21 protein-coding genes, 1 rRNA gene and 1 other annotated feature (1 of these 23 cut by a window edge) are annotated in these 24,672 nt (G+C 39.1%); of the genes, 3 read left to right on the forward strand and 19 right to left on the reverse strand.

Annotated features, from left to right (window positions below; genetic code table 11):
- Positions 1–710: ribosomal RNA gene (locus IGI80_RS03345) — 16S ribosomal RNA — on the reverse strand; it reaches 851 nt to the left of the window's first position.
- A 667-nt stretch (positions 711–1,377) separates the two neighbouring features.
- Here IGI80_RS03345 and IGI80_RS03350 point away from each other — a divergent pair.
- The 3 genes from IGI80_RS03350 to serS all read left to right on the forward strand — a co-directional run bounded on the left by IGI80_RS03350 (position 1,378) and on the right by serS (position 4,844).
- On the forward strand, positions 1,378–2,067 hold the full coding sequence (locus tag IGI80_RS03350) for a response regulator transcription factor (RefSeq protein ID WP_002355963.1): 690 nt from the start codon (positions 1,378–1,380) through the stop codon (positions 2,065–2,067).
- Positions 2,057–3,238 (forward strand): sensor histidine kinase, encoded by a 1,182-nt coding sequence (locus IGI80_RS03355; protein WP_002363566.1) that lies wholly within the window; start codon positions 2,057–2,059, stop codon positions 3,236–3,238. The genes IGI80_RS03350 and IGI80_RS03355 overlap by 11 nt, the downstream gene beginning before the upstream one ends.
- Positions 3,239–3,278: 40 nt before the next feature.
- Positions 3,279–3,485 (forward strand) — a binding site (T-box leader).
- An 87-nt stretch (positions 3,486–3,572) separates the two neighbouring features.
- Positions 3,573–4,844: a serine--tRNA ligase gene (gene serS, locus IGI80_RS03360; RefSeq protein ID WP_002355965.1), complete on the forward strand. Its 1,272-nt coding sequence runs from the start codon at positions 3,573–3,575 to the stop codon at positions 4,842–4,844.
- A gap of 168 nt (positions 4,845–5,012) precedes the next feature.
- On the opposite strand, the gene guaB is transcribed toward serS, so the two are convergent.
- From guaB to mnmG, 18 genes are all read right to left on the reverse strand, one after another.
- On the reverse strand, positions 5,013–6,494 hold the full coding sequence (guaB, locus tag IGI80_RS03365) for an IMP dehydrogenase (RefSeq protein ID WP_002355966.1): 1,482 nt from the start codon (positions 6,492–6,494) through the stop codon (positions 5,013–5,015).
- Positions 6,495–6,651: 157 nt separating this feature from the next.
- The gene (locus IGI80_RS03370) at positions 6,652–8,334 is read right to left on the reverse strand and encodes a 6-pyruvoyl-tetrahydropterin synthase-related protein (RefSeq protein WP_438722676.1); all 1,683 of its coding nucleotides are present in this window, start codon (positions 8,332–8,334) and stop codon (positions 6,652–6,654) included.
- Positions 8,335–8,499: 165 nt separating this feature from the next.
- Positions 8,500–9,189 carry a DUF1129 domain-containing protein gene (locus IGI80_RS03375; RefSeq protein ID WP_002363563.1) on the reverse strand — a complete coding sequence of 230 codons (690 nt, stop codon included), beginning with the start codon at positions 9,187–9,189 and terminating at the stop codon, positions 8,500–8,502.
- Positions 9,190–9,301: 112 nt separating this feature from the next.
- Positions 9,302–10,417: a redox-regulated ATPase YchF gene (gene ychF / locus IGI80_RS03380; protein ID WP_002355971.1), complete on the reverse strand. Its 1,116-nt coding sequence runs from the start codon at positions 10,415–10,417 to the stop codon at positions 9,302–9,304.
- 56 nt (positions 10,418–10,473) lie between these two features.
- The gene (locus IGI80_RS03385; RefSeq protein ID WP_002355974.1) at positions 10,474–10,659 is read right to left on the reverse strand and encodes a DUF951 domain-containing protein; all 186 of its coding nucleotides are present in this window, start codon (positions 10,657–10,659) and stop codon (positions 10,474–10,476) included.
- 117 nt (positions 10,660–10,776) lie between these two features.
- Positions 10,777–11,667: a ParB/RepB/Spo0J family partition protein gene (locus IGI80_RS03390; RefSeq protein ID WP_002355975.1), complete on the reverse strand. Its 891-nt coding sequence runs from the start codon at positions 11,665–11,667 to the stop codon at positions 10,777–10,779.
- The gene (locus IGI80_RS03395) at positions 11,660–12,421 is read right to left on the reverse strand and encodes a ParA family protein (protein ID WP_002355976.1); all 762 of its coding nucleotides are present in this window, start codon (positions 12,419–12,421) and stop codon (positions 11,660–11,662) included. Before IGI80_RS03395 ends, IGI80_RS03390 begins: the two co-directional genes overlap by 8 nt.
- A 15-nt stretch (positions 12,422–12,436) precedes the next feature.
- On the reverse strand, positions 12,437–13,153 hold the full coding sequence (gene rsmG / locus IGI80_RS03400) for a 16S rRNA (guanine(527)-N(7))-methyltransferase RsmG (RefSeq protein ID WP_002355977.1): 717 nt from the start codon (positions 13,151–13,153) through the stop codon (positions 12,437–12,439).
- A 248-nt stretch (positions 13,154–13,401) separates the two neighbouring features.
- Complete coding sequence (locus tag IGI80_RS03405) at positions 13,402–14,388, reverse strand: DUF3114 domain-containing protein (RefSeq protein ID WP_002388658.1); 987 nt, start codon at positions 14,386–14,388, stop codon at positions 13,402–13,404.
- A 410-nt stretch (positions 14,389–14,798) separates the two neighbouring features.
- A complete protein-coding gene (locus IGI80_RS03410; protein WP_002361446.1) occupies positions 14,799–16,571 on the reverse strand; it encodes an oleate hydratase in 1,773 nt (590 codons plus the stop codon).
- A 200-nt stretch (positions 16,572–16,771) separates the two neighbouring features.
- Positions 16,772–17,449, reverse strand: coding sequence for a fructose-6-phosphate aldolase (locus IGI80_RS03415; protein ID WP_002355980.1), 678 nt, complete (start codon positions 17,447–17,449; stop codon positions 16,772–16,774).
- Between the two features lie 27 nt (positions 17,450–17,476).
- On the reverse strand, positions 17,477–17,833 hold the full coding sequence (locus tag IGI80_RS03420; RefSeq protein WP_002355981.1) for a PTS glucitol/sorbitol transporter subunit IIA: 357 nt from the start codon (positions 17,831–17,833) through the stop codon (positions 17,477–17,479).
- Between the two features lie 23 nt (positions 17,834–17,856).
- Positions 17,857–18,852: a PTS glucitol/sorbitol transporter subunit IIB gene (gene srlE, locus IGI80_RS03425; RefSeq protein WP_002379286.1), complete on the reverse strand. Its 996-nt coding sequence runs from the start codon at positions 18,850–18,852 to the stop codon at positions 17,857–17,859.
- A gap of 16 nt (positions 18,853–18,868) precedes the next feature.
- Positions 18,869–19,423: a PTS glucitol/sorbitol transporter subunit IIC gene (gene srlA / locus IGI80_RS03430; protein WP_002355983.1), complete on the reverse strand. Its 555-nt coding sequence runs from the start codon at positions 19,421–19,423 to the stop codon at positions 18,869–18,871.
- Positions 19,423–19,908 carry a transcriptional regulator GutM gene (locus IGI80_RS03435; protein ID WP_002355985.1) on the reverse strand — a complete coding sequence of 162 codons (486 nt, stop codon included), beginning with the start codon at positions 19,906–19,908 and terminating at the stop codon, positions 19,423–19,425. The genes srlA and IGI80_RS03435 overlap by 1 nt, the downstream gene beginning before the upstream one ends.
- On the reverse strand, positions 19,905–21,767 hold the full coding sequence (locus IGI80_RS03440) for a BglG family transcription antiterminator (protein ID WP_438722678.1): 1,863 nt from the start codon (positions 21,765–21,767) through the stop codon (positions 19,905–19,907). Before IGI80_RS03440 ends, IGI80_RS03435 begins: the two co-directional genes overlap by 4 nt.
- A gap of 15 nt (positions 21,768–21,782) precedes the next feature.
- Positions 21,783–22,583, reverse strand: coding sequence for an SDR family oxidoreductase (locus tag IGI80_RS03445; RefSeq protein WP_438722680.1), 801 nt, complete (start codon positions 22,581–22,583; stop codon positions 21,783–21,785).
- A gap of 171 nt (positions 22,584–22,754) precedes the next feature.
- Positions 22,755–24,653 carry a tRNA uridine-5-carboxymethylaminomethyl(34) synthesis enzyme MnmG gene (gene mnmG / locus IGI80_RS03450; RefSeq protein WP_002355988.1) on the reverse strand — a complete coding sequence of 633 codons (1,899 nt, stop codon included), beginning with the start codon at positions 24,651–24,653 and terminating at the stop codon, positions 22,755–22,757.
- Positions 24,654–24,672 lie beyond the last annotated feature (19 nt).

The raw sequence follows: 24,672 nt of genomic DNA on the forward strand, positions 1-24,672 counted from the left end.
ACCGCTACACATGGAATTCCACTCTCCTCTTCTGCACTCAAGTCTCCCAGTTTCCAATGACCCTCCCCGGTTGAGCCGGGGGCTTTCACATCAGACTTAAGAAACCGCCTGCGCTCGCTTTACGCCCAATAAATCCGGACAACGCTTGCCACCTACGTATTACCGCGGCTGCTGGCACGTAGTTAGCCGTGGCTTTCTGGTTAGATACCGTCAGGGGACGTTCAGTTACTAACGTCCTTGTTCTTCTCTAACAACAGAGTTTTACGATCCGAAAACCTTCTTCACTCACGCGGCGTTGCTCGGTCAGACTTTCGTCCATTGCCGAAGATTCCCTACTGCTGCCTCCCGTAGGAGTCTGGGCCGTGTCTCAGTCCCAGTGTGGCCGATCACCCTCTCAGGTCGGCTATGCATCGTGGCCTTGGTGAGCCGTTACCTCACCAACTAGCTAATGCACCGCGGGTCCATCCATCAGCGACACCCGAAAGCGCCTTTCACTCTTATGCCATGCGGCATAAACTGTTATGCGGTATTAGCACCTGTTTCCAAGTGTTATCCCCCTCTGATGGGTAGGTTACCCACGTGTTACTCACCCGTCCGCCACTCCTCTTTCCAATTGAGTGCAAGCACTCGGGAGGAAAGAAGCGTTCGACTTGCATGTATTAGGCACGCCGCCAGCGTTCGTCCTGAGCCAGGATCAAACTCTCATAATAAAAGTTAGAACAACCTTGCGATTGTTAAGCTCAATTTGTTTGCTAGCATATTGCTTGCTTGTTAAAAATGTTTGTTGTCTTGAATTGAATCAAGACGCCCTACACATTTGGTTCGTCTATTCTTTGTTCAGTTTTCAAAGGTCTACGTTACCTCGCAGCAACTTTTATATCATAACAAACTTTCGTTTGAATGTCAAGAACTTTTTTAAAAAAGTTTTTTTAAGTTGTTTTGCTCGGTTGTTGTTGTCCGTTGTGACAACTTCTATATCTTATCATCTCGTTTGTTATTTGTCAACAACTTTTTTGTTGTTTTTTCAAACTTTTTTCGAGAGATTTGAAATCAAGAATTGTTATTTAATTATTGATTTCTGAATCGCTCAGCTGTGTGACTCGCCTTGCGACATGTAATAATATACCAAGATTTCAAGCATTGGTCAATCATTATTTTCACTTTTTTTAAACTTTTTTTCAATACCGATTATTATGATTGGTATAGGTATTTTCGTTCGTTTTTTACCCCCTTTCATCCTTTTTTGGCTATAGTTTATTAACTTTTAGCAAAATCTTCTAAATTTATCGTAATATATCAAGGATTTTGTCCTTTTTAGCAATTATTTGTTAAAATATGGAAAAGAGATTTTTTTATATATGGAGGAAATGAACGCTTATGAAAATTTTAGTTGCAGATGATGATAAAGAAATTGTAGAACTATTGAGTATTTATATTCATAATGAAGGATACGAAGTCGTGAAAGCTTATGATGGAAAAGAAGCGTTATCCAAATTGCACACAACACCAGATATCGATTTATTAATCTTGGACATTATGATGCCAATCATGGATGGAATGGAAGTAGTAAAAGAACTTCGAAAAGAATCGCAAATTCCAATTATTATGTTAACAGCAAAAACAACCGATATGGATAAAATAAAAGGCTTAGTTGCTGGTGCAGACGATTATGTCACCAAGCCTTTTAATCCTTTAGAAGTAATGGCTCGGGTAAAGTCTATTTTACGTAGAAGCCAAATGCAATTAACCAAAGAAGAACCCGATGAATTAGAAGTCGGCCCATTAATGATTAATAAGGACTCTCACGAAGTCAAAACAATAGAAGGAAAAGAAATTCAATTAACCGCTCTTGAGTTTGGTATCCTCTATCTATTAGCTAGTCATCCAAATCGTGTGTTTAGTGCGGATGAAATTTTTGAGCGTGTGTGGCAACAAGAAAGTATTGTTTCTGCTAAAACCGTGATGGTTCACGTCAGTCATTTAAGAGATAAGATTGAAGAAGCAACTGGTGGAGAAAAAGTCATTCAAACAGTGTGGGGAGTTGGATATAAGATCGATGCTCGTTAAACCTAAAAAGATTGAAAAACAAAAACGAATTACCTTAACTTCTAAAGAAATCAGCGAGTTATTAGCAGAAGCAATTGTGACAATTGTTTTATTACTACTATTAAATGTCTCAATTATGTTCCTTTTAGGACAACTACTTAGTGAAAACTCGCCCTTAGCTGGTGTCATCTGGGCCACTAAGGATGCGGTCGCTAAAGAATTAAATACTGATTTGTTTTGGAGCTGGAATAAATTTGTCTTACCCATTTTCTTTTTAGTAGATGCAGCTGTTCTCTATTGGCGCTTAATTCGTCGCTACCATCAAATGCAATTACGTCATATTATCAGTGAGTTACATTACATCGCTGATGGTAATTACAATCACCGCATTCCGTTTGAATTAAGTGGTGATTTAGCAAAAGTCGTGACGAGTATTAACGGTCTGGTGGATAGTACTGTCGCAGCCATTGAAGATGAACGGCGAATTGAAAAATCAAAAGATGAATTAATTACGAATGTCAGTCATGATATTCGGACACCGTTAACTTCTATTATTGGTTATCTGGGATTGATTGAAGATCGTCAATTTCATAGCCAAGAAGATTTACTGAAATATACGCATACCGCTTACGTCAAAGCGAAACAAATGAAATTATTAGTTGATGATCTTTTTGAATATACAAAAGTCCGTCAACCAAGTGTACCGATTCATACGACGACTTTTGATATGGCACAATTAATTGAACAGCTTGCTGCCGATTTTGAATTGGAAGCGAAAAAGATTAATATGCAAATCCAAGTAAAAGCCAATCCAGCTTCTTTAATGATGGAAGGCGATACAGAAAAACTAGTCCGAGTCTTTAACAACCTTCTTTCAAACGCTTTGAAATATGGCAAAGGCGGCCATCATATTGTGATGGAAGTAGACAAAGTCGGCACCGAAGCAATTATTGCTGTTCGCAATGATGGACCAGCTATCCCTAAACATTCTTTAGATCAGTTGTTTGACCGCTTCTATCGTGTCGAAGAATCCCGATCACAAGAAACGGGGGGTACTGGTTTAGGTCTGGCTATTGCACAAAGTATTGTCGCTTTACATGGTGGATATATTTATGCGAAGTCTGATCAAAAGTGGACTTCCTTTATTATTCATCTACCCTTACAGCGTACCAACAAGAAATCAGAGAGTTAATTGACATCCCTGAACTTTTTCGGTATTCTATAGAAAAGAGAAAACTAAGAGAAAAAGTATTTATGGCACTGAATTCCAGAGAGTTTGCGGGGGTGCGAGCAAACATTCATCTATAAAGAAGTCCGTCTCTTCCAGGTGTCCAGCGAAATAAGTTGGAACGGTCTGCAGCCGTTATCTGCAAATCAAGGGCAGTAACATTACTGAACTTGGGTGGTACCGCGAGATTTCCAGTCATTTCGTCCCAAGAATATTTATTTTTGGGGTGAGATGGCTTTTTTGTTGTTTTCTACAACAGTTATTATTGATTATGTACTAATTTTAAGGAGGAAAAAATATGTTAGATGTAAAAATGATGCGTCAAAATTTTGACGAAGTAAAAGCAAAGCTACAAACCCGTGGTGTGAAAGAAGAAATCTTAGTGGAATTTCTGCGTTTAGATGAAAGTCGCCGTGATTTATTAGTCAAAGTCGAAGAAATGAAAAAATATCGGAACGATGTGTCTGCTGAAATTGCTCAATTAAAACGGAACAAAGAAGATGCAACGGCCAAAATCGCGGAAATGAAAGAAGTCGGCGGTAATATTAAAGCGTTAGATGCAGAAATTAATGCTATTGACGAAGAGCTACGTGGGATCACAACTACTTTACCGAACTTGCCAGATGATTCTGTGCCTGTTGGTGCTGGTGAAGAAGAAAATGTAGAAGTACGTCGTTGGAGTGAACCAAGAACTTTTGCTTTTGAACCAAAACCACACTGGGAAGTCGCTGAAAACTTAGGCATTCTAGATTTTGAACGTGGTGCCAAAGTAGCTGGTAGCCGTTTTGTTTATTACAAAGGCTTAGGTGCTCGCTTAGAACGTGCGTTATACAACTTCATGTTAGATTTACATGTTTATGAACATGGCTATACAGAAATGATTACGCCTTATATCGTTAATGACACCGCCATGTTCGGAACTGGCCAATTTCCTAAATTTAAAGAAGATGTCTTCCAATTACAAGATACAGATTTAACGTTAATCCCAACGGCAGAAGTCCCGTTAACTAATTACTACAACAATGAAATTTTAGATGGCAAGGATTTACCGATTTACTTTACGGCCTTGAGCCCTTCTTTCCGTTCTGAAGCTGGTAGCGCTGGTCGTGACACACGTGGGTTAATTCGTTTACACCAATTTAATAAAGTCGAAATGGTTAAATTTAGTGATGCAGAGCATTCTTATGAGGAATTAGAAAAAATGACGAATAATGCCGAAGAAATTCTGCAAAAACTGGGATTACCTTACCGTGTCATGGCTCTTTCAACAGGTGACATGGGCTTCTCAGCTGCGAAAACTTATGACTTGGAAGTTTGGATTCCCGCTCAAGAGACATACCGTGAAATCAGTTCATGCTCAAACTGTGAAGATTTCCAAGCGCGCCGTGCGATGATTCGTTACCGTGATGAAAACGATAAAGTCCAATATGCGCATACACTCAATGGTTCTGGTTTAGCCGTGGGACGGACAGTCGCTGCTATTTTAGAAAACTACCAAAACGAAGATGGCTCTGTGACTGTACCAGAAGTCCTAGTTCCTTACATGGGTAACCTAACAGTTATTAAATAAGGGGAAGATGAAGGTCGTTGTCTGATATCAGATAACGGCTTTTATTCTACAGAAAAAGGAGCCTGATAAACGGCGGAAACAGAAGCAAATCCTTCATTCTACAGAAAAAGAGGCAGACGTCGAAATGACGTCTGCCTCTTTTAAATTTCAAAAAAATCAGCTTTTATTTTATTGAACAGAATAGTTTGGTGCTTCTTTTGTGATTTGAACGTCATGTGGATGTGATTCTTTCAATCCGTTACCACTCATTTGAACAAATTGTGCTTCTTCACGCAACGCTTTCAGGTCTGCTGCACCGACGTAACCCATCCCTGATTTCAAGCCACCGATTAATTGGAAGACAATATCAGAAACGCTTCCTTTGTAAGCGACACGTCCTTCGATTCCTTCTGGCACTAATTTGTTTGCTTCATTGACACTTCCTTGGAAGTAACGATCACTTGATCCTTTTTCCATTGCGCCCAATGAGCCCATGCCACGGTAAGTTTTGAAACGACGGCCTTGATAAATTTCAAATTCGCCTGGAGATTCATCTGTACCAGCTAACATACTTCCTAGCATTACAGCATGGCCACCAGCAGCTAAGGCTTTCACGATATCACCAGAATATTTAATACCGCCATCAGCGATAATTGCTTTACCATATTCTCTAGCTACAGAAGCAGCATCATAAATCGCTGTTAATTGAGGAACACCAACACCAGCAACGACACGTGTTGTACAAATTGAACCAGGTCCAATACCAACTTTGACAACGTCAACGCCGACATCATACAATGCTTTGGTTGCTTCAGCAGTGGCAACATTACCAGCAATTAATGTTGCTTCAGGGAACGTTTCACGAATTTCTTTAATTTTGCGAATAACGCCGGCACTATGGCCATGTGCAGTATCGATAACAATCGCATCGGCACCTGCTTCTAATAATGCTTCCGCACGTTCGAACGTATCACTAGTGACACCGACTGCTGCCGCCACAAGTAAACGACCGTGTTCATCTTTGGCAGCATTTGGGAATTCAATCACTTTTTCAATGTCTTTAATTGTAATTAAGCCACTTAAGCGACCTGCTTCATCAACGATTGGTAATTTTTCGATTTTATGTTTTTGTAAGATTTTTTCTGCATCTTTTAAAGATGTGCCAACTGGCGCAGTGACTAAATGATCTTTTGTCATGACTTCTTCAATTTTGATTTGGTAGTCCGTTACAAAACGCATATCACGGTTTGTAATAATTCCGACTAATTTACGGTTTTCCATTGTTTCTACAATTGGCACACCGCTAATACGGTAACGACTCATTAATTCTTCTGCATCCGCTACTAAGTTTGTTGGTGTTAGAAAGAATGGATCAATGATAACGCCGCTTTCAGAACGTTTGACTTTACGTACTTCGTCTGCTTGTTGGGCGACAGTCATATTTTTATGTACGACACCTAGTCCACCTTGACGAGCCATCGCAATTGCCATATTACTATCTGTAACAGTATCCATACTGGCACTCATCAATGGAATATTTAACTTGATATTTTTAGCTAATTGTACACTCATGTCTACATCATTTGGTAAGACATGGCTTTCTGCAGGGATTAATAGCACATCATCAAATGTAAGACCTTTTTTCGCAAATTTTGTTTCCCAATTTGACATTTTTTTGTCCACTCCTCGACTTAATTTTATATATGAAAATAACAGATAATACTAAGGAAGTCAACTAGATTTGTTTAAATAATCAATGAGGAATAAAGGACAAAACGCCGAAATCGGTTTGTCCTTTATTCAACTCTTCCTAATTAAGGTCCTACTTTCATCGTTGTTCTTTTATCTTGTGTTTCTTTTTTTGTTGTAAAAATCGGCTAAATCCAAAACCACCGACAGAAAGCAAGGTCATCATTGTCCCTATTTTTTGCACTTTTGTTCTTTGGTAACGGATGTCGACATGTCCTGTACCAGATAAAGAAAGAGCGGCTAAGCCTCCTTGGTTGGTTAGGCTCATTTTTTTAGCGCCCGTTTGGTTTTTCATTTGAATCGTGGCTTGATAGCCTAAGTAATAAATAAAAGGAACGGTCACCTTCGCTGATTGATTCACCACTTGGTAGTCAAATGAAATTTTCCCATAAGGCATTCTAACATTTGTAATGGTTACTTGTGCTGCCGAATAATCAAGTTGTCGTTTTTTCTGTTTCAATAATTCCTGATAATTGATTTCATCTGGCAAATATTCATGGCCCGCACCGATATAAAAAGGCGTTGGTTGCTCATACTCAGCTTTTGTTAACAGGTGGCCTTGTTGTGACTGAATACTTTGATATTGATAAATGCCTAAATTGCTGATGGCAAGGAAAACCAACAAAGCCACAGTCCAAGATTTACGGAAAACGCCCCATTCGTCTTGTGCAATGAAAAAAGCGAGCATTACGGAAAGAATCCCTAAAAACCGCCAAGGAAACTGAATCGTATTTAAAGGCGTGTGGTTCAGCCAGTGCCAAGGAAAAAGCGTAGTAACCATCAATAAGAGTACCAGCGTCAAACCAATAAACCGTTTGTTCTGAATTTTTTTGCTGGCAAGCGAAACCACTGCTACAACAAGTCCCACAAACAAAAGGGTTCCTAGATTCGCTGTTTTCGCGTGAAAAACACTGCTCTTTAAACTATTAATGAAAAGAGAATCAATGGGATAACTTCTTTCGGAAATATAAGTGAGTGGATTGGATGTAACTTTAAACACTTGATTTTTCATTTGTTCAGCAACTGGTAAAAGATAAAAGGCCAGCCAAAGTAGTGTCAGACCTGCAGCCTTCGCTAATGCCCACAGGACCTCCTTTTTAAAAAACTGCTGCCAATAAAACAGAATGTATAACCCAATCCAAATAGAAACCATTTCAATAGAAATAAAGTGAGCCAACCCAATGCCAGTCATCGCCAGCGTTAACAACGGCCAACATTTCGTGGTTCCCTTTCGTAATAAAAACAGGCTCGCTAAGACCAACGGAAAAAAGCTTAGCGCCAAAAATTCTCCTAACGCTTGGCGATTAAACAAGTCTTGCATGCGGTAAATAGATAAGCCATACAAAATGGCAAAGAGATAGCTTCTTTTTTTAGAGAGCGCCATTAATCGGCCTGCATAATAAGTAAGACTAAATGTTGCCAAGTTTACCGCAAACACAAAAATTGCCATACTAGCGACAAAGGAAAGCCCCAGAACACGCAAAAGCGCAGGTAAATAAAGATACGCATCTGGATAAAACAAACTAGAGGCATAGCCATAGCCTCCCAAGAAAAAATAATTGATTTTAGGAAACCAGTCGTTGTTTTTAATTGCTGATGCGAGACCTTCCACCCGATTTTGATGAAAGCGGAAATCACTTGCTCGTAAAAAATTCTCTTGAAAATAGACAAAATAGAGAGAAAGTCCACTTAATAAGAGAAAACTAATAAAAATGAGTAGCCGCTCGTGTTGACGGCACCAAGACTTCACTTGTTGTCCCATAAGAGGCTCCTTTCTTTACAAACTTCTGAAAACAGAAGCCTGGGACACTAGTTTTTTCGACTAATCCCCCAGGCTTTAACTGTTAAAACGCTCTATTGAGAGAGCGACTTTGCTTGTTGCAGTTTCTGCGTCAGCCGAGCGCATTCACAATTGAGCGCGCGCCGTTTATTGACGTGTCATGAAACTACCTTGAATATTGTATTTTTTCTTGAAGAAATAGCGTGCTACAAAGGCTAACGCACCGATTACTAAAGCAATCATCGGATCTAAAATGGGATTGATTACTGGTGGCAGCATCGCTGAACCAGCGAAAACTGCAATCCACAAGAACATTCCGCCAAATAGAATGGCAGTCGTTTTTAACCAACCAGGACGTTTGCTTTTGTCGCCACCTTGACGATCAAAACGGTAAACATATTTGTGCATTAGATAGAAAACATAACCCCCAGCCATCGCACCTAAGATATATGTGGTTAATCCGAGAGGCTGTGCGGTTCCTTTTGAAAATAGAGACATCGCCGCTAACATGATTGTTAATAAACCAAGCAATAATAAGGTATTGTCGAGCCAAATCATCCAGCCCGCTGGTTCTTTGACTTCTGCTGGTTTATTTAAAATTGCTTCCGTCCGTTCTGAAACAGTGCCAAATAACTGACGGGCTGTTTTACCTGTTTTTTGACCGGCTACTAATTCTGGTAAAATACCGTGTAGAGCCAATGCTAGCTCCTCTTCAGATAAATTAGCCGCTTTTAATGATTTTTTTAAGTCAAAAATGTATTGTTCATTTCTTTTAGTCAAATTCTGTTCTAATTGACGATTCTCAGCCACGATTGCTCGTAATGCTTCTGCTTCCATAGTTGTATCCTCCTCACCCTCATGTAGAGGGAACCTCTTTCTAAACGGCTGAATGGCCTTAAATATGTGGGCTTACCCCAAAACAAATTGCTTGTTGGGCATGGGTCTTTTCTTAAACGTTAAAACGGAACAACATAACATCGCCATCTTGAACGACGTAGTCTTTTCCTTCTAAACGAACACGGCCCGCTTCTTTGGCAGCTTGCATATTGCCATATTTATCTAGGTCTTCATAAGAAACTGTTTCCGCACGAATGAAGCCTCGTTCAAAGTCACTGTGGATAATCCCAGCTGCTTGAGGTGCCTTGATTCCCTTACGGAACGTCCACGCACGAACTTCTTGTTCACCAGCTGTAAAGTAGGTAGCTAAGCCTAACAAATCGTACGCCGCACGAATCAATTGATCTAAGCCAGATTGTTCAATGCCCATTGCTTCTAAAAATTCAGCCTTGTCTTCTTCAGAATCCAATTCAGCAATTTCTTCTTCTGCTCGCGCACTAACTACGATTACTTCCGCATTTTCACTGGTTGCAAAATTACGAACTTGTTGTACATACTCATTGTTGTCTGGATCTGCCACTTCATCTTCTGAAACATTTGCTACATAAAGGACCGGCTTTGTGGTTAATAAGAAAAGAGATTTAACAATTTTCTCTTCTTCTGGCGTAAATTCAATCGTACGAGCAGATAACCCTTCTTCTAAAACTGGTTTAATTTTGTCTAAAACAGCTAATTCTTCCACCGCTTCTTTATCTTTTGCTTTCGCCATTTTAGCCACGCGAGTATAGCGCTTATTGATTGAATCTAAATCTGCTAAAATTAGCTCTAAATTAATTGTATCAATGTCTGCTAAAGGATCAACGAAATCCGCATCCCGATTTTGTTCACGCATGATATTTTCGTCATCAAAACAACGAACCACGTGACAGATTGCATCTACTTGACGAATGTGACTTAAAAACTGATTTCCCAGCCCTTCTCCTTTGCTGGCACCTTTAACAATTCCGGCGATGTCTGTAAATTCAAACGTTGTGGGAACTGTTTTTTTCGGTTTTACTAGTTCTGTCAAGCGTTGTAAACGGGCATCTGGTACTTCAACCATGCCGACGTTCGGATCAATCGTTGCAAAGGGATAATTTGCAGCTTCTGCTCCTGCTTTTGTAATTGCGTTAAATAGGGTCGATTTACCAACGTTTGGTAAGCCGACAATTCCAGCTGTTAGTGCCATTTGTTTTCCACTCTTTCTCTCAGTCTATTCTCTTTTCTATTAGAGGCATCAAAGCATTAGTCTGCTTTTTTCTCGATTACTTTTTTTAATTTTTTAGTAAAATCACGACGCGGCATCATGACAATATGCCCGCAATTCGTGCACTTGATTTTGATATCAGCGCCCATGCGAATGATTTGCCAACGATTTGCTTGGCAAGCATGCGGCTTTTTCATTTCGACAATATCGCCTAAATCATACATGTTCCAAGCCTTCTTTCTTCTCTTACTTATATAAAAATACCATGATTACAATACCATTTTTTACCGAAACTAGCAAAAGGATTTGTGACTTTCTGTTTTACTTTCTCACTTTGCTTTTTATTCCTCGTCAAAATGAATATCTAAAATATCTAAAATTCTAGCCAAATCCGAAGAGGACAAGTACTCAATTTCAATTTTTCCTTTGCCTTCTTTTTCTTGAATCGCTACGGTTGTCCCAAATTTATCCATTAAGCGGTCTTCACTTTCACGAATATAAATGGGTTTTTCTTTGATGGCTTTTTTCGCTTTTTTGCCCTTTTTGCCTTGTGTTTCGTTTAATTCAGCGACAAGTTGTTCTAATTGTCGAACCGTTAAATTGTCTTTAATACAACGATTAGCTAATGGCAATAGCTGTTCTTTGTTCTTCAAGCCTAATAACGTCCGTGCTTGACCCATTGACATGCTTTGTTTTTGAACCATTGCTTTGACCGCATCTGGTAAAGTTAGCAATCGTAAATAATTGGCAATATACGGGCGACTTTTGCCCAAACGTTCTGCGACTTCCGCTTGTGTTAATTTCAAATTTTTCATTAGCATTTCATAGGCTTCTGCTTCTTCTAGCGGATTTAAATCTTCCCTTTGTAAGTTTTCCAAAACAGCAACTTGCATCATGGATTCTTCATCAAATTCGCGAATAATTGCGGGAATTTTTTCTTTGCCGGCTAATTTAGAAGCCCGGAACCGACGCTCACCTGCAATAATTTCATAGCCTTTAACTGCCGATTTACGAACAATAATCGGTTGAAACACACCGGAATGTAGAATCGAGTTTGCAAGTTCTTGTAAAGAGGTTTCATCAAATGTTTTCCGTGGTTGGTAAGGATTGGGACGAAGTTCGTTTAATAGAATTTCTGTCACTTGTTCGTTCTTAACGTCGACATCTTCTAGCTTTGCGATATCTTGAAACAAGGCATCGATGCCTCTGCCTAAACCTTTGCCTTTATTCATTCTCCAACACTTCCTTTGCTAGTGCTTGATACACTTCGGCACCTTTTGAGCGAATATCATAGTCAATGATTGGTAAACCATGACTTGGTGCTTCGGATAAACGGACATTTCTTGGAATAATCGTGTCATAGACTTTTTCACGGAAATATTTACGGACTTCTTCAACGACTTCGGCACCTAAATTGGTCCGAGCATCGTACATGGTTAACAAGACCCCTTCAATTTTCAATTCAGGGTTAAAATGTTTTTGAACCAAGCGAATCGTATTTAGCAATTGACTCAAGCCTTCTAATGCGTAATATTCACATTGAACAGGAATTAGAATCGAATCACTTGCTGTAAAAGCATTGATTGTTAAATGCCCTAGAGAAGGCGGGCAATCAATTAAAACGAAATCATACATGTCTCTTACTTCATCAATTGCTAATTTCAAGCGCGATTCTCGAGCCATCATTGAAGTTAACTCAATTTCGGCGCCTGCTAATTGAATAGTTGCAGGGACAATATCTAAATTTTCACGGCTGGTATGTTGAACCACGCTAGTGATTGGTTCTTCATTTACAAGGACATCATACACATCGTGTGCGACATCTGGTTTAGGGACACCCATGCCACTGGTAGCATTTCCTTGTGCATCAATGTCGATCAGTAAGACTTTTTTGCCTAAGTTTGCTAAACATGCGCCTAAATTTACAGTGGTCGTTGTTTTACCAACGCCGCCTTTTTGGTTCGCTACAGAAATAATTCGTGTCATGTGTGTGCCTCCATCTTATTTAATCGGTTGTTTATTTGGTAATCCAGGTTTTCTGGGATATTTTTTAGGGGTTTCTTTTTTCTTTTGAATCACGACAATGTGGCGTTCGTCTGCCGTAATCGGCAAAGTAAAACCAACTTCTTTTTGAAATTGACCGCCTAATGTAGCGATTGCAGGTTTTGCTTCATTAATTTCTTCTTCACTTTTCGATGCTTTTAAGGCTAAAAAATAGCCTTCTTTTTTAACTAAGGGTAAACACAGTTCACTTAAAACATTTAATCGTGCAACTGCTCGCGCTGTAACGTAATCAAACGCGCCACGAAATTCTGCTTTTTGACCAAATGTTTCTGCACGATCATGATACAAAGAAACATTAGCCAAACCTAGTTGATTCACCAACTCTGTTAGGAAAGTAATTCGTTTATTTAAAGAGTCAACAATTGTGACATTTAATGAAGGAAAAACAATTTTCAAAGGAATACTTGGAAATCCTGCGCCTGCGCCAACATCACAAATGGCTTTGTCACTGGCAAAGTCTTCAAAGAATGCCAACGAAACAGAATCATAGAAATGTTTCAAATAAACTTCTTTTTCTTCTGTGATGGCTGTTAAATTCATTTTTTCATTCCATTCTACTAGTAAATGGAAATATTGGTCAAATTGTGTCATCTGTTGGTCTGTCAATTCAATGCCTTTTGCGGCTAATAGTTGTCTAAATTCTTCGGGTAGCATAAAGACTCCTTCCTTTTTTGTGAAACAGAAAAATGTTTCACAATCATCTTTTCCTACTTTAACGCAAATAGCAATTTCTTGCAATGCTTTTCGGAAGATTTTTGCCTGAATGATAAAAGAAAAATCCGCCTTTTTGTGTAGTAAAAAGGCTCTAGCCCACGGGCCAAAATGTTCAATTGGCGGCAACGAAAACCGCCTTTCTCTAAGAGTAAAACAAGCCAATGTTTCATGTGAAACATTGGCTTGTTTTACTTACTATAATCATCGCACTTTATTTGTCGTTCTCTGCGGTAGTCGTATTCTTGGATACGGGGACTTAACCAACCTTTTTTGGCTGTTTTTCGTAATTGATGATCAAATCTCCCTGGTGGTGAACTATCTAGTAATTCATGGGTACGATTATTCCGATTTGCATAATTAAACGATTCACCATTCAAGACTTTTTCCTGGTATTCATTGTTTTTGGCCGCTTGATAATAAGCTGGATTACTAATTAATCTGCCTCGCCAGTCTTCAACTAACACATCCCACTGGGTTACAAAGGTCCCTTCTTCATTCAAAATAAACTCACTGTGAAAATTAGGCGTCAATCGTTTCTTATTAATTAAAGAATAAGATGCCCCCTCAGGGTATTTGTTGTGTAAACGAGCAGAGCTTTTTTTCAGTTTCCGCCCGCCCATTCCTTGCGGCTTCGCCGCAAAAACATAGCGTTTTAATGCCTGTTCATCGGTGTCCCCTTCTTGTTTAAAAAAATCGCGGATATACGTGATATTTTGACGATCAATATACATTCTTAATTGATGTATCTTTTTCGCTTTCTCTTGATTAAAGCTCCCAAGAAGACCTAACGGATAGGCTTTTTGAACTGTTTTTGCCAACAAATCCCAAAACGTCGCATGCGGTGCAACCGTCTTCGAGAAACGATAAGGTCCTACTAATTGCAACATGCCATGCTGATCCAACACTGCACCTAATTGCCATAACAGTAACGAGAGCTTTTCTTGCGGACGATAAGCCGAAAAGCAAAATAATCGTTCATACGCTGAAGAGCCCACTTCTCCCACTTCAGAAAACAGTTCCGCGACTGCTGTTTTCGCTTGCTCAAGTGGCAAGAAACGCGTGTCTTTTATGGCGCTTTCCACTAATCCATAAACAGCTTGGCGGTCCCAGCCAGCGTCAATCGCCGCCTCTACACCAGCACTCATTGCTTGTTGTAATTCTTGCCAACGTCCCATCTTCTCGCCGCCTTTTTCTATATACTTCTTCTATAATGATAATCCTTTCCCCGCAAAATGCCAACTGCTTTAAAGCAAAAAAACAACCCGCCCTTTGGGGAAGGGCGGGCGGAGGAGTTAAAAAATGAAAAAGTGTTTTGTTAGGGTTTTGTTTATCGGGTATGTTTAAATAATAGCCGTTAAATGTGAAGAAACTATGGTAAAAATGCGCCTTCTTTTCAACAAAATTTTGAAAAAGTCTCTTCAGAAATTAAGATTTTTTTGCGAAGTTGCCCACTGGCTACTCCCATTCAGCATATTATATATTTAATATCCATAAAATCACAAAAGAAATATACATAATAATGAATATTTATTCAATGGTTAATAAAACAACCAAAAAAGCGAGTGATTTACACTCGCTTTTTCAACTAAATTAAATGATTTTCTCTTAAAATATCACCAATATACGTATCCTCAAATTTCTTCACAAAGTGTTCAACCATTTTGCGTTCCACGAACGGCATATCCATTTCTGTTAATTTTTTCTTGTCAGATAAATAATAAACAGAGTTTGCTAAGACGCGCAAGTCGTATGCAGAAGCAAACACTTCTGGTACTCCGCGTTCAACCTCTAGCAATTGATAAACAGCTTCCATCGCTGTCCGTACAGAATACTCTGTTGTAAACACCGTATCTCGTTCAGTATCTGCGAAGTTCCCAATGAAAGCAAGATTTTTAGAGCCGTTTGGTACAACTAATGGTCGATCGCCTGGTTCTCTTAACATAAAGTAAGAAGTGATAAACGGCATATAAACCGGAATAGTGGTAGCCGATTCTTCTGAAATACGTTCAATTTCCCCTTCTGGGACCCCTAAATGATAAAGTAACTCTTGCGTAATTTCTTGCCCTGTACATTGTTCGATTGGTTTTTTAATATAATTTCCTGGTTTATTAGAAAGCAATCCATATACCCAAGTTATAGATTGTTGATCATTTTGTTCTTTAAAATGCGGTTGTCTATGCATAGCGAAACTCATCATCCAATTAGAGTCTTTGATAGTAATAATACCACCTGTGACAATTTTTCCTGTGCGTAATTTACGATGTGTTAACCGAGAAAGATACGGTTCAATATCGAAATTTTCCCACGTAATCGTTGCTGAGACAAACCAACTTTCATCTGGTAAATTTTCACAGAAAACTTCTGGGTGCCCAAATTCTGGGGATTGTTTTGCTAAGTTTTTCCAGAGATTCCAACTTCCCCCTAGTTCATGAGTAATTGGTGCTGGTGTATGATGATCTCCTTGCGTCGAACTTTCAGTAATTGAGCCATTCGTTACGAAGACTAAATCATTTTCAGTTAAAGGAATTTCTTTGGTTTTGCCCGCTTGTGTCAACAATAATCGCCGAGCAACTTTAGTAGCTCCTTTGATGTCGACTTGGATATCATTGATCGTTGTTTCATATTGAAAGTCTACCCCTTGATTGGTTAAAAAGCTTAATAATGGTTTCACTAACGATTCGTATTGATTGTATTTGGTAAACTTCAAGGCTGTAAAGTCAGGCAAACCTTTGATGTGGTGGATAAAGCGCATGATGTAGCGGCGCATTTCAATGGCAGAGTGCCATTTTTCAAAAGCAAACATTGAACACCAATAGATCCAAAAGTTGGATTCAAAAAATTCTTCGCCGAAAACATCTTCAATTTTTTTGCCAATTAATTGATCTTCAGAAGTCATAAATAAATCAACGATTTCTTTTTGTGCTTTTTTGGATAAAGTAAATTGTCCATCATCGGGGACACGTTCGCCACGGTTATGAATAATGCGGCAATTTGAAGAATTCGGATCATCTAAATCTAACCGGTAAAACTCATCTAGGACAGAGGCATCTTCTACTTCTAATGATGGTACCGAACGAAATAGATCCCACAAACACTCGAAATGGTTTTCCATTTCGCGTCCGCCGCGAGTGACAAAGCCATCATGGGGAATAAATTTACCATCTAAAGAACCGCCAGACAGCGTGAGTTCTTCAAAAATGTGAATATTTTCGCCCTTCATTTGACCGTCACGAATTAAGAAAACAGCCGTTGCTAAACCTGCTAGGCCACCACCAACGATGTAGGCACTCTTGTCATCTACACCTTTTGGTTTTCTTGGTCGAGCAAATGCTTCATAATTTCCATTTGTGTATCTCATTCTCGTTTCCTCCTATCATTTGATACCCTCATCATACTGCTACCAAAAAAAATACCCAAAAGATAACCCTTTTTTTTAAGAAATTCTTTGACAAATAAAGAGAATTGTCTAATTTTTAAGCAAGTGAATAATCGTAGATGTTTCATGTGAAACAAAAAAAGAACGAGAAGAAAAATGGCCGTTTTTTCTTCTCGTTCTTTTTATGCTAATTCGTTTACCGTTTCTACTCCAAAAACAGCAACCCAATCTTCCTGAAAATCAGTTACTGCTTTTTGAATGGCGGGCATTGCCAAGCCTTGTGTCACGAGTTCTGGTGCGATAGTGACCGCTTGCGCCCCCATTTGACAGGCTTGATTAATTTGTGCCACGTTTTTAAAACTAGCAGCTAAGATCTTACTCTTTGCGTTCGTCCGTTTAATTTCTGCAGCTAAATGCTCAATAACCTTTTGAGAATCAATTGTTAAATTCTCCATCCTATTATAATACGGCGCTAAATAATCTGCACCTGCCGCAATCGCTAGGTAGCCTTGAAATTCTGTATAAATAGCGGTTGCTGTTATCCGATAATTTGCCTGCTTTAGTTGTTTGATGGCTGCCAAGCCTGCTTCATTGACTGGGATTTTAATGAATGTTTCTTGGCCTAATTGTTGTACAATGGTTTGGGCATCTTCTAGCATCTCTTCTGTCGTTTGACCGACCACTTGGACGTGCAAACTCGCTTGTCCAATCGTTTTTTTGATTTCTTTCATCTGCGCAAAGAAGTCAATTTTTCCTGCTTGCTTAACAATACTAGGATTAGACGTTACGCCTGCCAGTGGTAAAATTTTCTGATACTTTCGAATAGCCTCAAGATTAATTGTATCTAGCATAAATTCCATCTTTTACGTTCCTCCCTTAAACGATAATTATAGAATAGTGATTGTTGTACCAACAGTTATTTCAGGAATAGCTTTTTCTTCAACATATAATGTACCTGGTAATTCAGGTGTTGTTGCGCCATCAAATTTAATAGTAATGTGACCCAATGTGTCTAAATTAGTTAATACTACCTCGCCTACAGCGGTAATCTGGTAAGTTTGTTCATCAATCACTAACGTTTGCTTGTCCGTAATCGCTTCTGTGACTGGCTGAACCTCAATGTTATAACAATAATCTGCTAAAGCATCTGGTGCATCTTTTCCAAATAAGATGACCATTTTTTCTTCTTTAAATAATTCGGCTTCTGGTCCAATAGACTGAACCTTTGTTGTAAATACTGACATTTCCCATCCTCCAAAAAAATTTTTTAACTATACAATCCAAAACTTGCTAACCAAGCAACTAGTACTCGAGGGGCACCATTTAAGAAACGAGAATATAAAACAGAAGGGACCCCGACTTCAACGGTTTCAGCTTCAGCTTCTTCCAAGCCTAAACCCACGGGAATAAAGTCGCACGCGTTTTGTGTATTAATAGCAAACAATGCTGGTAGAGCTAGTTGTGGCGGAATGTTGCCTTTCCCAATTTCCACACCAATTAACGTACCAATTACTTGGCTGATTACTGCTCCAGGACCTAATAAAGGAGAAAGAAATGGCAGAGAACAAATAAAACCAATAATTGTTAACCCCACAATGTTTCCTGCCAATGGCGCCATGATATTGGCAAAAAATTCACCAATTCCTGAACCTTGAATCACACCAATTAATAAAGAAACAAATGCCATAAACGGAATCACTGTGTTGATCATCGTTTGTACGCCTTCACGGGCTGATTGGTTGAATGTCGCTACAACTTTTCCTGCACCCATACCAATTTTCGCAACAAAACTTTGTTGTTCCGCTTTTTGTTCAGTAATTTTTTTACTTGTATCATATTTAAATTCTGTTTTTTTCGAGGTGGGCTTTTCTGTATCAGCAGAAGCTTCTTCTGATGTCAATGTAATCTGTTTCGGGCCTACAGCGGAAACATAAATTGTCTCATTAATGTATTGTGCTAAGGGACCACTTTTGCCAGTTGGAACAACGTTAATAGTAGGAATTCCTTTTTTAGGATAAATCCCGCAACGAAGAGTGCCTCCACAATCAATAATGGCTAATGCGATTTCATCATCTGGAATCGATGTCTTAAAACCATTGACCGCTTCCATTCCTGTCAATTCTACGATTTTATCAACGATTGCGGGTTTCTCGCCGCCACCTGTAATGTAAATAAATTTATGTTTTTCTTCTGTCGGTGTAATTACTAAGGGCCCACCATAACCGCCATTTCCTTTAACTACCTTAATACTATTGTACGTCATCGCACCTTGCTCCTTTCTAATCCACAGCAATCTCTACTGTTTTACTAAGGGTAATTCCTTGTTGTTTGCAAACATAGGCGGTAGTGAAATCGGTAACCCAACCGCCAATAAAATTCATTAATATCCCTACAAACATATAGCGAATCGCTAGGTCCATCGAATTTAGTCCTAACGTATCAATCCCTTGCGCAATCCCTAACCAAACGAACAATTCACCAGGATTAATATGAGGGAAAACTCCATTACTGGTATGACAAAATTGCGCTTGTGCAGCATAATAGCTAGGTTTATAGTATTCTGGTAAAAATCGAGCCATCGTAAAGGACATTGGATTGCCTAACATAAAAGCGGATAAAAAAGGCAGCACTAAATATCGCGTAACAGGATTTTTGGCAGAAAGTTTGGCTACTTTGGTTACTCTTTCTTCTCCTAGAAAAGCAATTAAAGTATTCATAGCTACCATTAACATCAAAACAACAGGTACGATGCCTGTCATCCAAGAAATAAATGTTTCTGCTCCTGTTTGGAAAAGGTGCATAAATCCTTCCGCAAATTTTGTAATATAAGACATTACTCGACACTTCCTTTCAATTTTGTTTGTACTTTATTTTTCCATAATTGCCATTGAATTTTGGCTCCATTAAGCGGCGTTAATGGTTGTGTTTCTTGATAATTGCCAAGCTCAACACGTAAGTAAATTTCTCGTGCATTTTCCATCGCTTGTTGGGTTAATTTATTTTCCTTTTGTACGAGTGGATGGTAATGATCCATATAATGAATATCCTCGTTCACGTACTGAGGTAAGGGATGAAATTTAGCTAGAACGGTGACACCTTGCATCTTTCTAGCGGCTAAGATTTTCCCTTGCGAATCCACAGCAAACAAGATAATCGTGCCTGCTTTTAACTTCCCTGCACGTCGACCAATCGCGACTTTTCCTAATTGTCGCAATTCTTGGTAGTTTTGATTAAAGTGTTTAATCTGTTTCATTCCCATAGCTATCTGAACGAAGTAAGCTGTTAAAAAAAGCGCCCCGAATACGTAGATAAAACTCATATGATAATCCCCTTCCTTTGCATCCACTCTTTAACCGCTAAAACATCTCGTTGCTTCCGTAATTCATTACGTAAACGTTCGTCTCCTGCGATTGTAAACAAGCGGTCATATAGTTGTAGTAACTCTGCTTCAACAGTGGCCGTCAGCTCTTCTGGAATACCCAACAGCAAAATAACATCAACTTTACCTTCTGGTGTAACCAGTGATTCTTCAAAAACCCCAATCGATAAAATAATCGTTGGTAAGGCTTGATTAATTGTATGGGGAAAGGCAATCCCCGATTCAAAAATAGTTGTTTGTTGATCTTCTCTAGTAAAAATTCGTTCGATAAATTGAGGATCTACTAATTTTTCTGCTTCTAAATCAGCAACCATTTTCTGGATATTCGCTCGGTAACCTTGAGTATTCTCTAATAATTGATAGGTCATATGAATATTTTGAGATTCCACGGAACGAATTTCTTTTGCTCTCTGCCACTCATTTCTGAGCCAAGTATCGTTAAATAAATTAGTTAAATGGATCATCGGTGTTTGTGGTCGAATATTTTTTAAGGGAATGGTTGTAAAAATAGCAAAATATTGATTCAATTCTCTTCTCTCTGCCTCTTCTTCAGAAAAATGGGCAATCTGGACGTCTGGACCCAAAACTTTTTCCAATTGCCGCTGAATGATCAAGGCCGTTCCATGACCTGTACTGCAGATTACAGCGATTTCTTTTTTGGCTCCCGCTTCATAGTTCCCTCTCAATGCTAGTTCAAAATACAAAGCGAGATACCCAAATTCAACCGTCGGCACACAACGATTTAACAAACGGCCCAATTCTTGCAAGCCAATCTTGGCTAATTCATAGGCCAAAGGATATTGTCGTTCAATTTCTCCGTAAAATAAATCGTGACACTCCACATGAAAAACGAGTCGATTCATCACGTTTCTTAAATGATCTTTCATTTCTGAAAACAAGAAGTCCTCATCAAATTCAACAACAACTGAATGATGAATTTTTTTCATCATTTTTTGAAAATAGTCAGCTAAGAGTCCTTCATCAGCCAATAAAGAATTACGAATATGGTTTGTGTTGATGTTAAAAGGAAAGCTGATAAAGGAACGTTCCCATTGGCTTAACGTTACATTATAGGTTATTTCCAAGTGATACATCAGTTCTTCAATCTGCTCGTTATGACGAACATAATCAACATATTCTAGTGGTAGTTCCGTAATGAGTTTTCCAGCTAAAACACGCTGCAAAACAATTGAAACCACTCTTCGTAAAAGAAAACTATCTTGTTTCGCTAGTCTTGTTTCTTTGATTATTTTTTGTATCATTTGTTTGGTAGTTTCATGAAGAAACTGTTCTTCAAAATATTCTTGGACGTAATTCACATGAAGTAAGCGTAAATCAAACTCTTTTCCTTCTAAATGAATACCACGGTTTGGCGTACCTACAACCGCAACCTGCCAAGGAGCAATCAGCTCTTTCATGCGCTTAATGTCTTTATTAACTGTGCCGCGACTAACGGCGAGTTCTTCGGATAAATTATAAGTTGAAATAAATTGATCTTCTTCTATTAATCGTTTGATAATGTAGGAAACACGCTTGCTTGAAGAATTAAAATCAGATTCCCTTTTTAGCCGTCCAGACAAAACCTCTTCAAAACCTTCAAAGTTATTGATTTCTAACTGAAAGAGATTTTCCTTCTGAATAATTTGGGCGATACCGATTAATTCATCATTCAATGTATCAATGTTTTTACGAACTGTTTGAGGACTTGCGGCTAATTTTTCTTGCAATTCCTGTAAGCTCATTCCTTTGTGATCAACTAGTAATTTTATTACTTGGTACCATCTATTTACTAGCGTCATTTAGTTTTCCCACCTCTATCCTCTTGTTTTACCTCCAGCTACGTTTGTGGTGATGCCTGTAATATAGCTTGAACGGTCTGATAAATAATAGCATACTAAGTCAGCGACTTCATGGAGTTTTCCGCTACGACCTAATGGAATCGTACTTGTTTTTGAATAACCTGCTCGCAATTGCTCCACAGAAATGTTTCGTGTATAAGCCAATGCTTCTTCGTATGCTAAAGTGCGCAAGCCCGTTTCTTCCATAATGCCTGGCGCAATCCCCACGACACGGACGTTTGATTTTCCTAACTCTTTAGCCCATGAACGTGTATAACTGCTGACCGCTGCTTTCGTTGCAGCGTAGGCGCTTTGCCCTTCGGAGCCTTCTAATCCAGCTTCTGAAGACATATTAATAATGACACCTGCTTGTTTTTGTACAAGAACCCGGCCCACTGCTTGGCTCATTAGGTAGAGCCCTTTTTGATTGATGGCTACAATTTTGTCGAATACCTCATCCGATAATTCATAAGGCCCATGAGGATGATTTTTATCCACCAATAGACGAGGAATATTGATTCCGGCATTATTTACTAGGCCATCTACGGTTCCAAATTTTTCCACCACTTGAGCGACACCCGCTTCTACTTCTGCTCGAGAAGTTACATCGACTTTCACAAAGAGTAAATGCTCATGTTGCGTTTCTGATGCTGAAATATCAAAATTAGCGACATAGACCTCTTGTGCTAACAAGCTTTCAACAATGCTGCGACCAATACCAGATGAGCCTCCTGTAACAATCACTACTTTTCCTTTAATTCCTAACCAATCTGTCATTTGTTCCACTCCTATCATTTGTTTGCGCTTTCAGTATAGGTCAGTTTGTGAAATTATTTAAGACAGTCTTTTTTTGCAGTTTAGAAAAAAAAGTAGACTAATTCAAAACAAAAAAGCAGTTGCTTCTTCACAATCAATCATCCGTGAAGAAGCAACTGCTTCAAATTTTTATTATCCTTGCACTTTCGCGATTTTTCCTTGTTCGATGTAGACCATCAAAATGCTAATGTCAGCGGGGTTCACACCGCTGATACGGCTTGCTTGGGCAATCGTTTCTGGTTGGATTTTTTGTAGTTTTTGTTTTGCTTCTGTAGCCAAGCCGTTAATCGCTTGGTAATCGATGTTTTCTGGAATGCGTTTTGCTTCCATGCGTTTTAGTTTCTCAACTTTTTCCATGGCTTTTTTAATGTAGCCTTCGTACTTGATTTGAATTTCTACTTGTTCAATCACTTTTGGATCGAGCGCCTCTTCAGGTGCGGGAATAAATTGAGCGACTTCTTGATAACTGATTTCTGGGCGTTTCAGAAAATCTCTAGCTAAAATACCGTCTTTTAAGCCAGCAGCGCCTTTAGTTTCCAAAAATGCTTGCACTTCTTTGGTTGGTTTAATCCGATGTTTGCCTAAGCGGGCAATTTCCGCTTCAACAGCCGCTTTTTTGACTAGATAGGCGGCATATTGTTCTTCTTTGACTAAGCCAATTTCATGACCCATTTCTGTTAAACGTAAGTCCGCATTGTCATGTCGTAAAATCAAACGATACTCCGCACGTGACGTTAATAAGCGATAAGGTTCGTTAGTGCCTTTTGTAACTAAATCGTCAATCATGACGCCAATATAGCCATCACTACGTTTTAAAACAAGAGGCTCTTTGCCTTGAATTTTCAATGCAGCATTAATTCCTGCCATCAAGCCTTGACCAGCAGCTTCTTCGTAGCCACTAGTTCCGTTCGTTTGACCTGCTGTATAAAGATTTTCAATGACCTTTGTTTCTAATGTTGGGCGTAATTGGTGAGGGACTACCACATCGTATTCAATGGCGTAACCTGTACGCATCATTTCTACTTTTTCTAATCCTTCAATAGAATGAAGCATTTCTGTTTGGACATCTTCTGGTAAAGAAGTAGATAAGCCTTGGACGTAAACTTCTTCGGTATTCAACCCTTCTGGTTCCAAGAACAATTGGTGTCTTGGTTTGTCTGCAAAACGAACAATTTTGTCCTCGATGGATGGACAATACCGAGCGCCCACACCTTCAACAATCCCAGTAAACATTGGGGCGCGGTGTAGATTTTTTTGAATAATTTCATGCGTTGTTTCATTCGTATAAGTTAACCAACAAGGTTCTTGGTTTTGATTGTAGGCACTATCTGGCGTGCTGTAACTAAAGTGGTTGGGTTCTTTATCGCCTGGTTGTTCCTCTGTCACAGAATAATCAATCGTACTTGATTTTACTCGCGGCGGCGTTCCTGTTTTAAAGCGATCGATTTCTAAACCTAATTCTTTTAAATGATTGGCTAAACCAACGGAAGGTTGCGAATTGTTTGGTCCTGATGAATATTTTAATTCACCAATAATAATTTCGCCACGCAAGGCAGTACCGGCAGTAATCACCACTGCTTGACTACGGTATGCGGCACCTGTTGAAGTTACAACACCACGACAAACGCCATCTTCCACGATTAATTCTTCAACAATCCCTTGACGAAGGGTTAAATTTTCTTCTTTTTCAATGGTATGTTTCATTTCTGTCGCATAGGCATGTTTGTCAGCTTGCGCGCGCAACGCACGCACTGCTGGACCTTTACCAGTATTTAGCATCCGCATTTGGATGTAGGTTTTATCAATGTTTTTACCCATTTCGCCGCCTAATGCATCGATTTCTCGGACAACGACTCCTTTGGCAGGTCCACCAACAGAAGGGTTACATGGCATAAAAGCAACCATATCTAAATTAATTGTTAAAAGTAACGTTTTAACGCCCATTCGTGCGGCTGCTAAGGCTGCTTCAGAGCCAGCATGTCCAGCACCGACGACAATAACATCATATGATTCTGCTTGATATTGATTCATAAAAAATTCCTCTCTTGTC

Origin of the sequence: Enterococcus sp. DIV1420a (assembly GCF_051712165.1) — a bacterium.
Taxonomy (GTDB): Bacteria; Bacillota; Bacilli; order Lactobacillales; family Enterococcaceae; genus Enterococcus; species Enterococcus faecalis.

Bases quoted from the DNA above. Each gene is read 5' to 3' on its own strand.
- IGI80_RS03350 (WP_002355963.1), top strand. From the start codon at position 1,378: ATGAAAATTTTAGTTGCAGATGATGATAAAGAAATTGTAGAACTATTG.
- IGI80_RS03355 (WP_002363566.1), top strand. From the start codon at position 2,057: ATGCTCGTTAAACCTAAAAAGATTGAAAAACAAAAACGAATTACCTTA.
- serS (WP_002355965.1), top strand. From the start codon at position 3,573: ATGTTAGATGTAAAAATGATGCGTCAAAATTTTGACGAAGTAAAAGCA.
- guaB (WP_002355966.1), bottom strand. From the start codon at position 6,494: ATGTCAAATTGGGAAACAAAATTTGCGAAAAAAGGTCTTACATTTGAT.
- IGI80_RS03370 (WP_438722676.1), bottom strand. From the start codon at position 8,334: ATGGGACAACAAGTGAAGTCTTGGTGCCGTCAACACGAGCGGCTACTC.
- IGI80_RS03375 (WP_002363563.1), bottom strand. From the start codon at position 9,189: ATGGAAGCAGAAGCATTACGAGCAATCGTGGCTGAGAATCGTCAATTA.
- ychF (WP_002355971.1), bottom strand. From the start codon at position 10,417: ATGGCACTAACAGCTGGAATTGTCGGCTTACCAAACGTTGGTAAATCG.
- IGI80_RS03385 (WP_002355974.1), bottom strand. From the start codon at position 10,659: ATGTATGATTTAGGCGATATTGTCGAAATGAAAAAGCCGCATGCTTGC.
- IGI80_RS03390 (WP_002355975.1), bottom strand. From the start codon at position 11,667: ATGAATAAAGGCAAAGGTTTAGGCAGAGGCATCGATGCCTTGTTTCAA.
- IGI80_RS03395 (WP_002355976.1), bottom strand. From the start codon at position 12,421: ATGACACGAATTATTTCTGTAGCGAACCAAAAAGGCGGCGTTGGTAAA.
- rsmG (WP_002355977.1), bottom strand. From the start codon at position 13,153: ATGCTACCCGAAGAATTTAGACAACTATTAGCCGCAAAAGGCATTGAA.
- IGI80_RS03405 (WP_002388658.1), bottom strand. From the start codon at position 14,388: ATGGGACGTTGGCAAGAATTACAACAAGCAATGAGTGCTGGTGTAGAG.
- IGI80_RS03410 (WP_002361446.1), bottom strand. From the start codon at position 16,571: ATGAGATACACAAATGGAAATTATGAAGCATTTGCTCGACCAAGAAAA.
- IGI80_RS03415 (WP_002355980.1), bottom strand. From the start codon at position 17,449: ATGGAATTTATGCTAGATACAATTAATCTTGAGGCTATTCGAAAGTAT.
- IGI80_RS03420 (WP_002355981.1), bottom strand. From the start codon at position 17,833: ATGTCAGTATTTACAACAAAGGTTCAGTCTATTGGACCAGAAGCCGAA.
- srlE (WP_002379286.1), bottom strand. From the start codon at position 18,852: ATGACGTACAATAGTATTAAGGTAGTTAAAGGAAATGGCGGTTATGGT.
- srlA (WP_002355983.1), bottom strand. From the start codon at position 19,423: ATGTCTTATATTACAAAATTTGCGGAAGGATTTATGCACCTTTTCCAA.
- IGI80_RS03435 (WP_002355985.1), bottom strand. From the start codon at position 19,908: ATGAGTTTTATCTACGTATTCGGGGCGCTTTTTTTAACAGCTTACTTC.
- IGI80_RS03440 (WP_438722678.1), bottom strand. From the start codon at position 21,767: ATGACGCTAGTAAATAGATGGTACCAAGTAATAAAATTACTAGTTGAT.
- IGI80_RS03445 (WP_438722680.1), bottom strand. From the start codon at position 22,583: ATGACAGATTGGTTAGGAATTAAAGGAAAAGTAGTGATTGTTACAGGA.
- mnmG (WP_002355988.1), bottom strand. From the start codon at position 24,653: ATGAATCAATATCAAGCAGAATCATATGATGTTATTGTCGTCGGTGCT.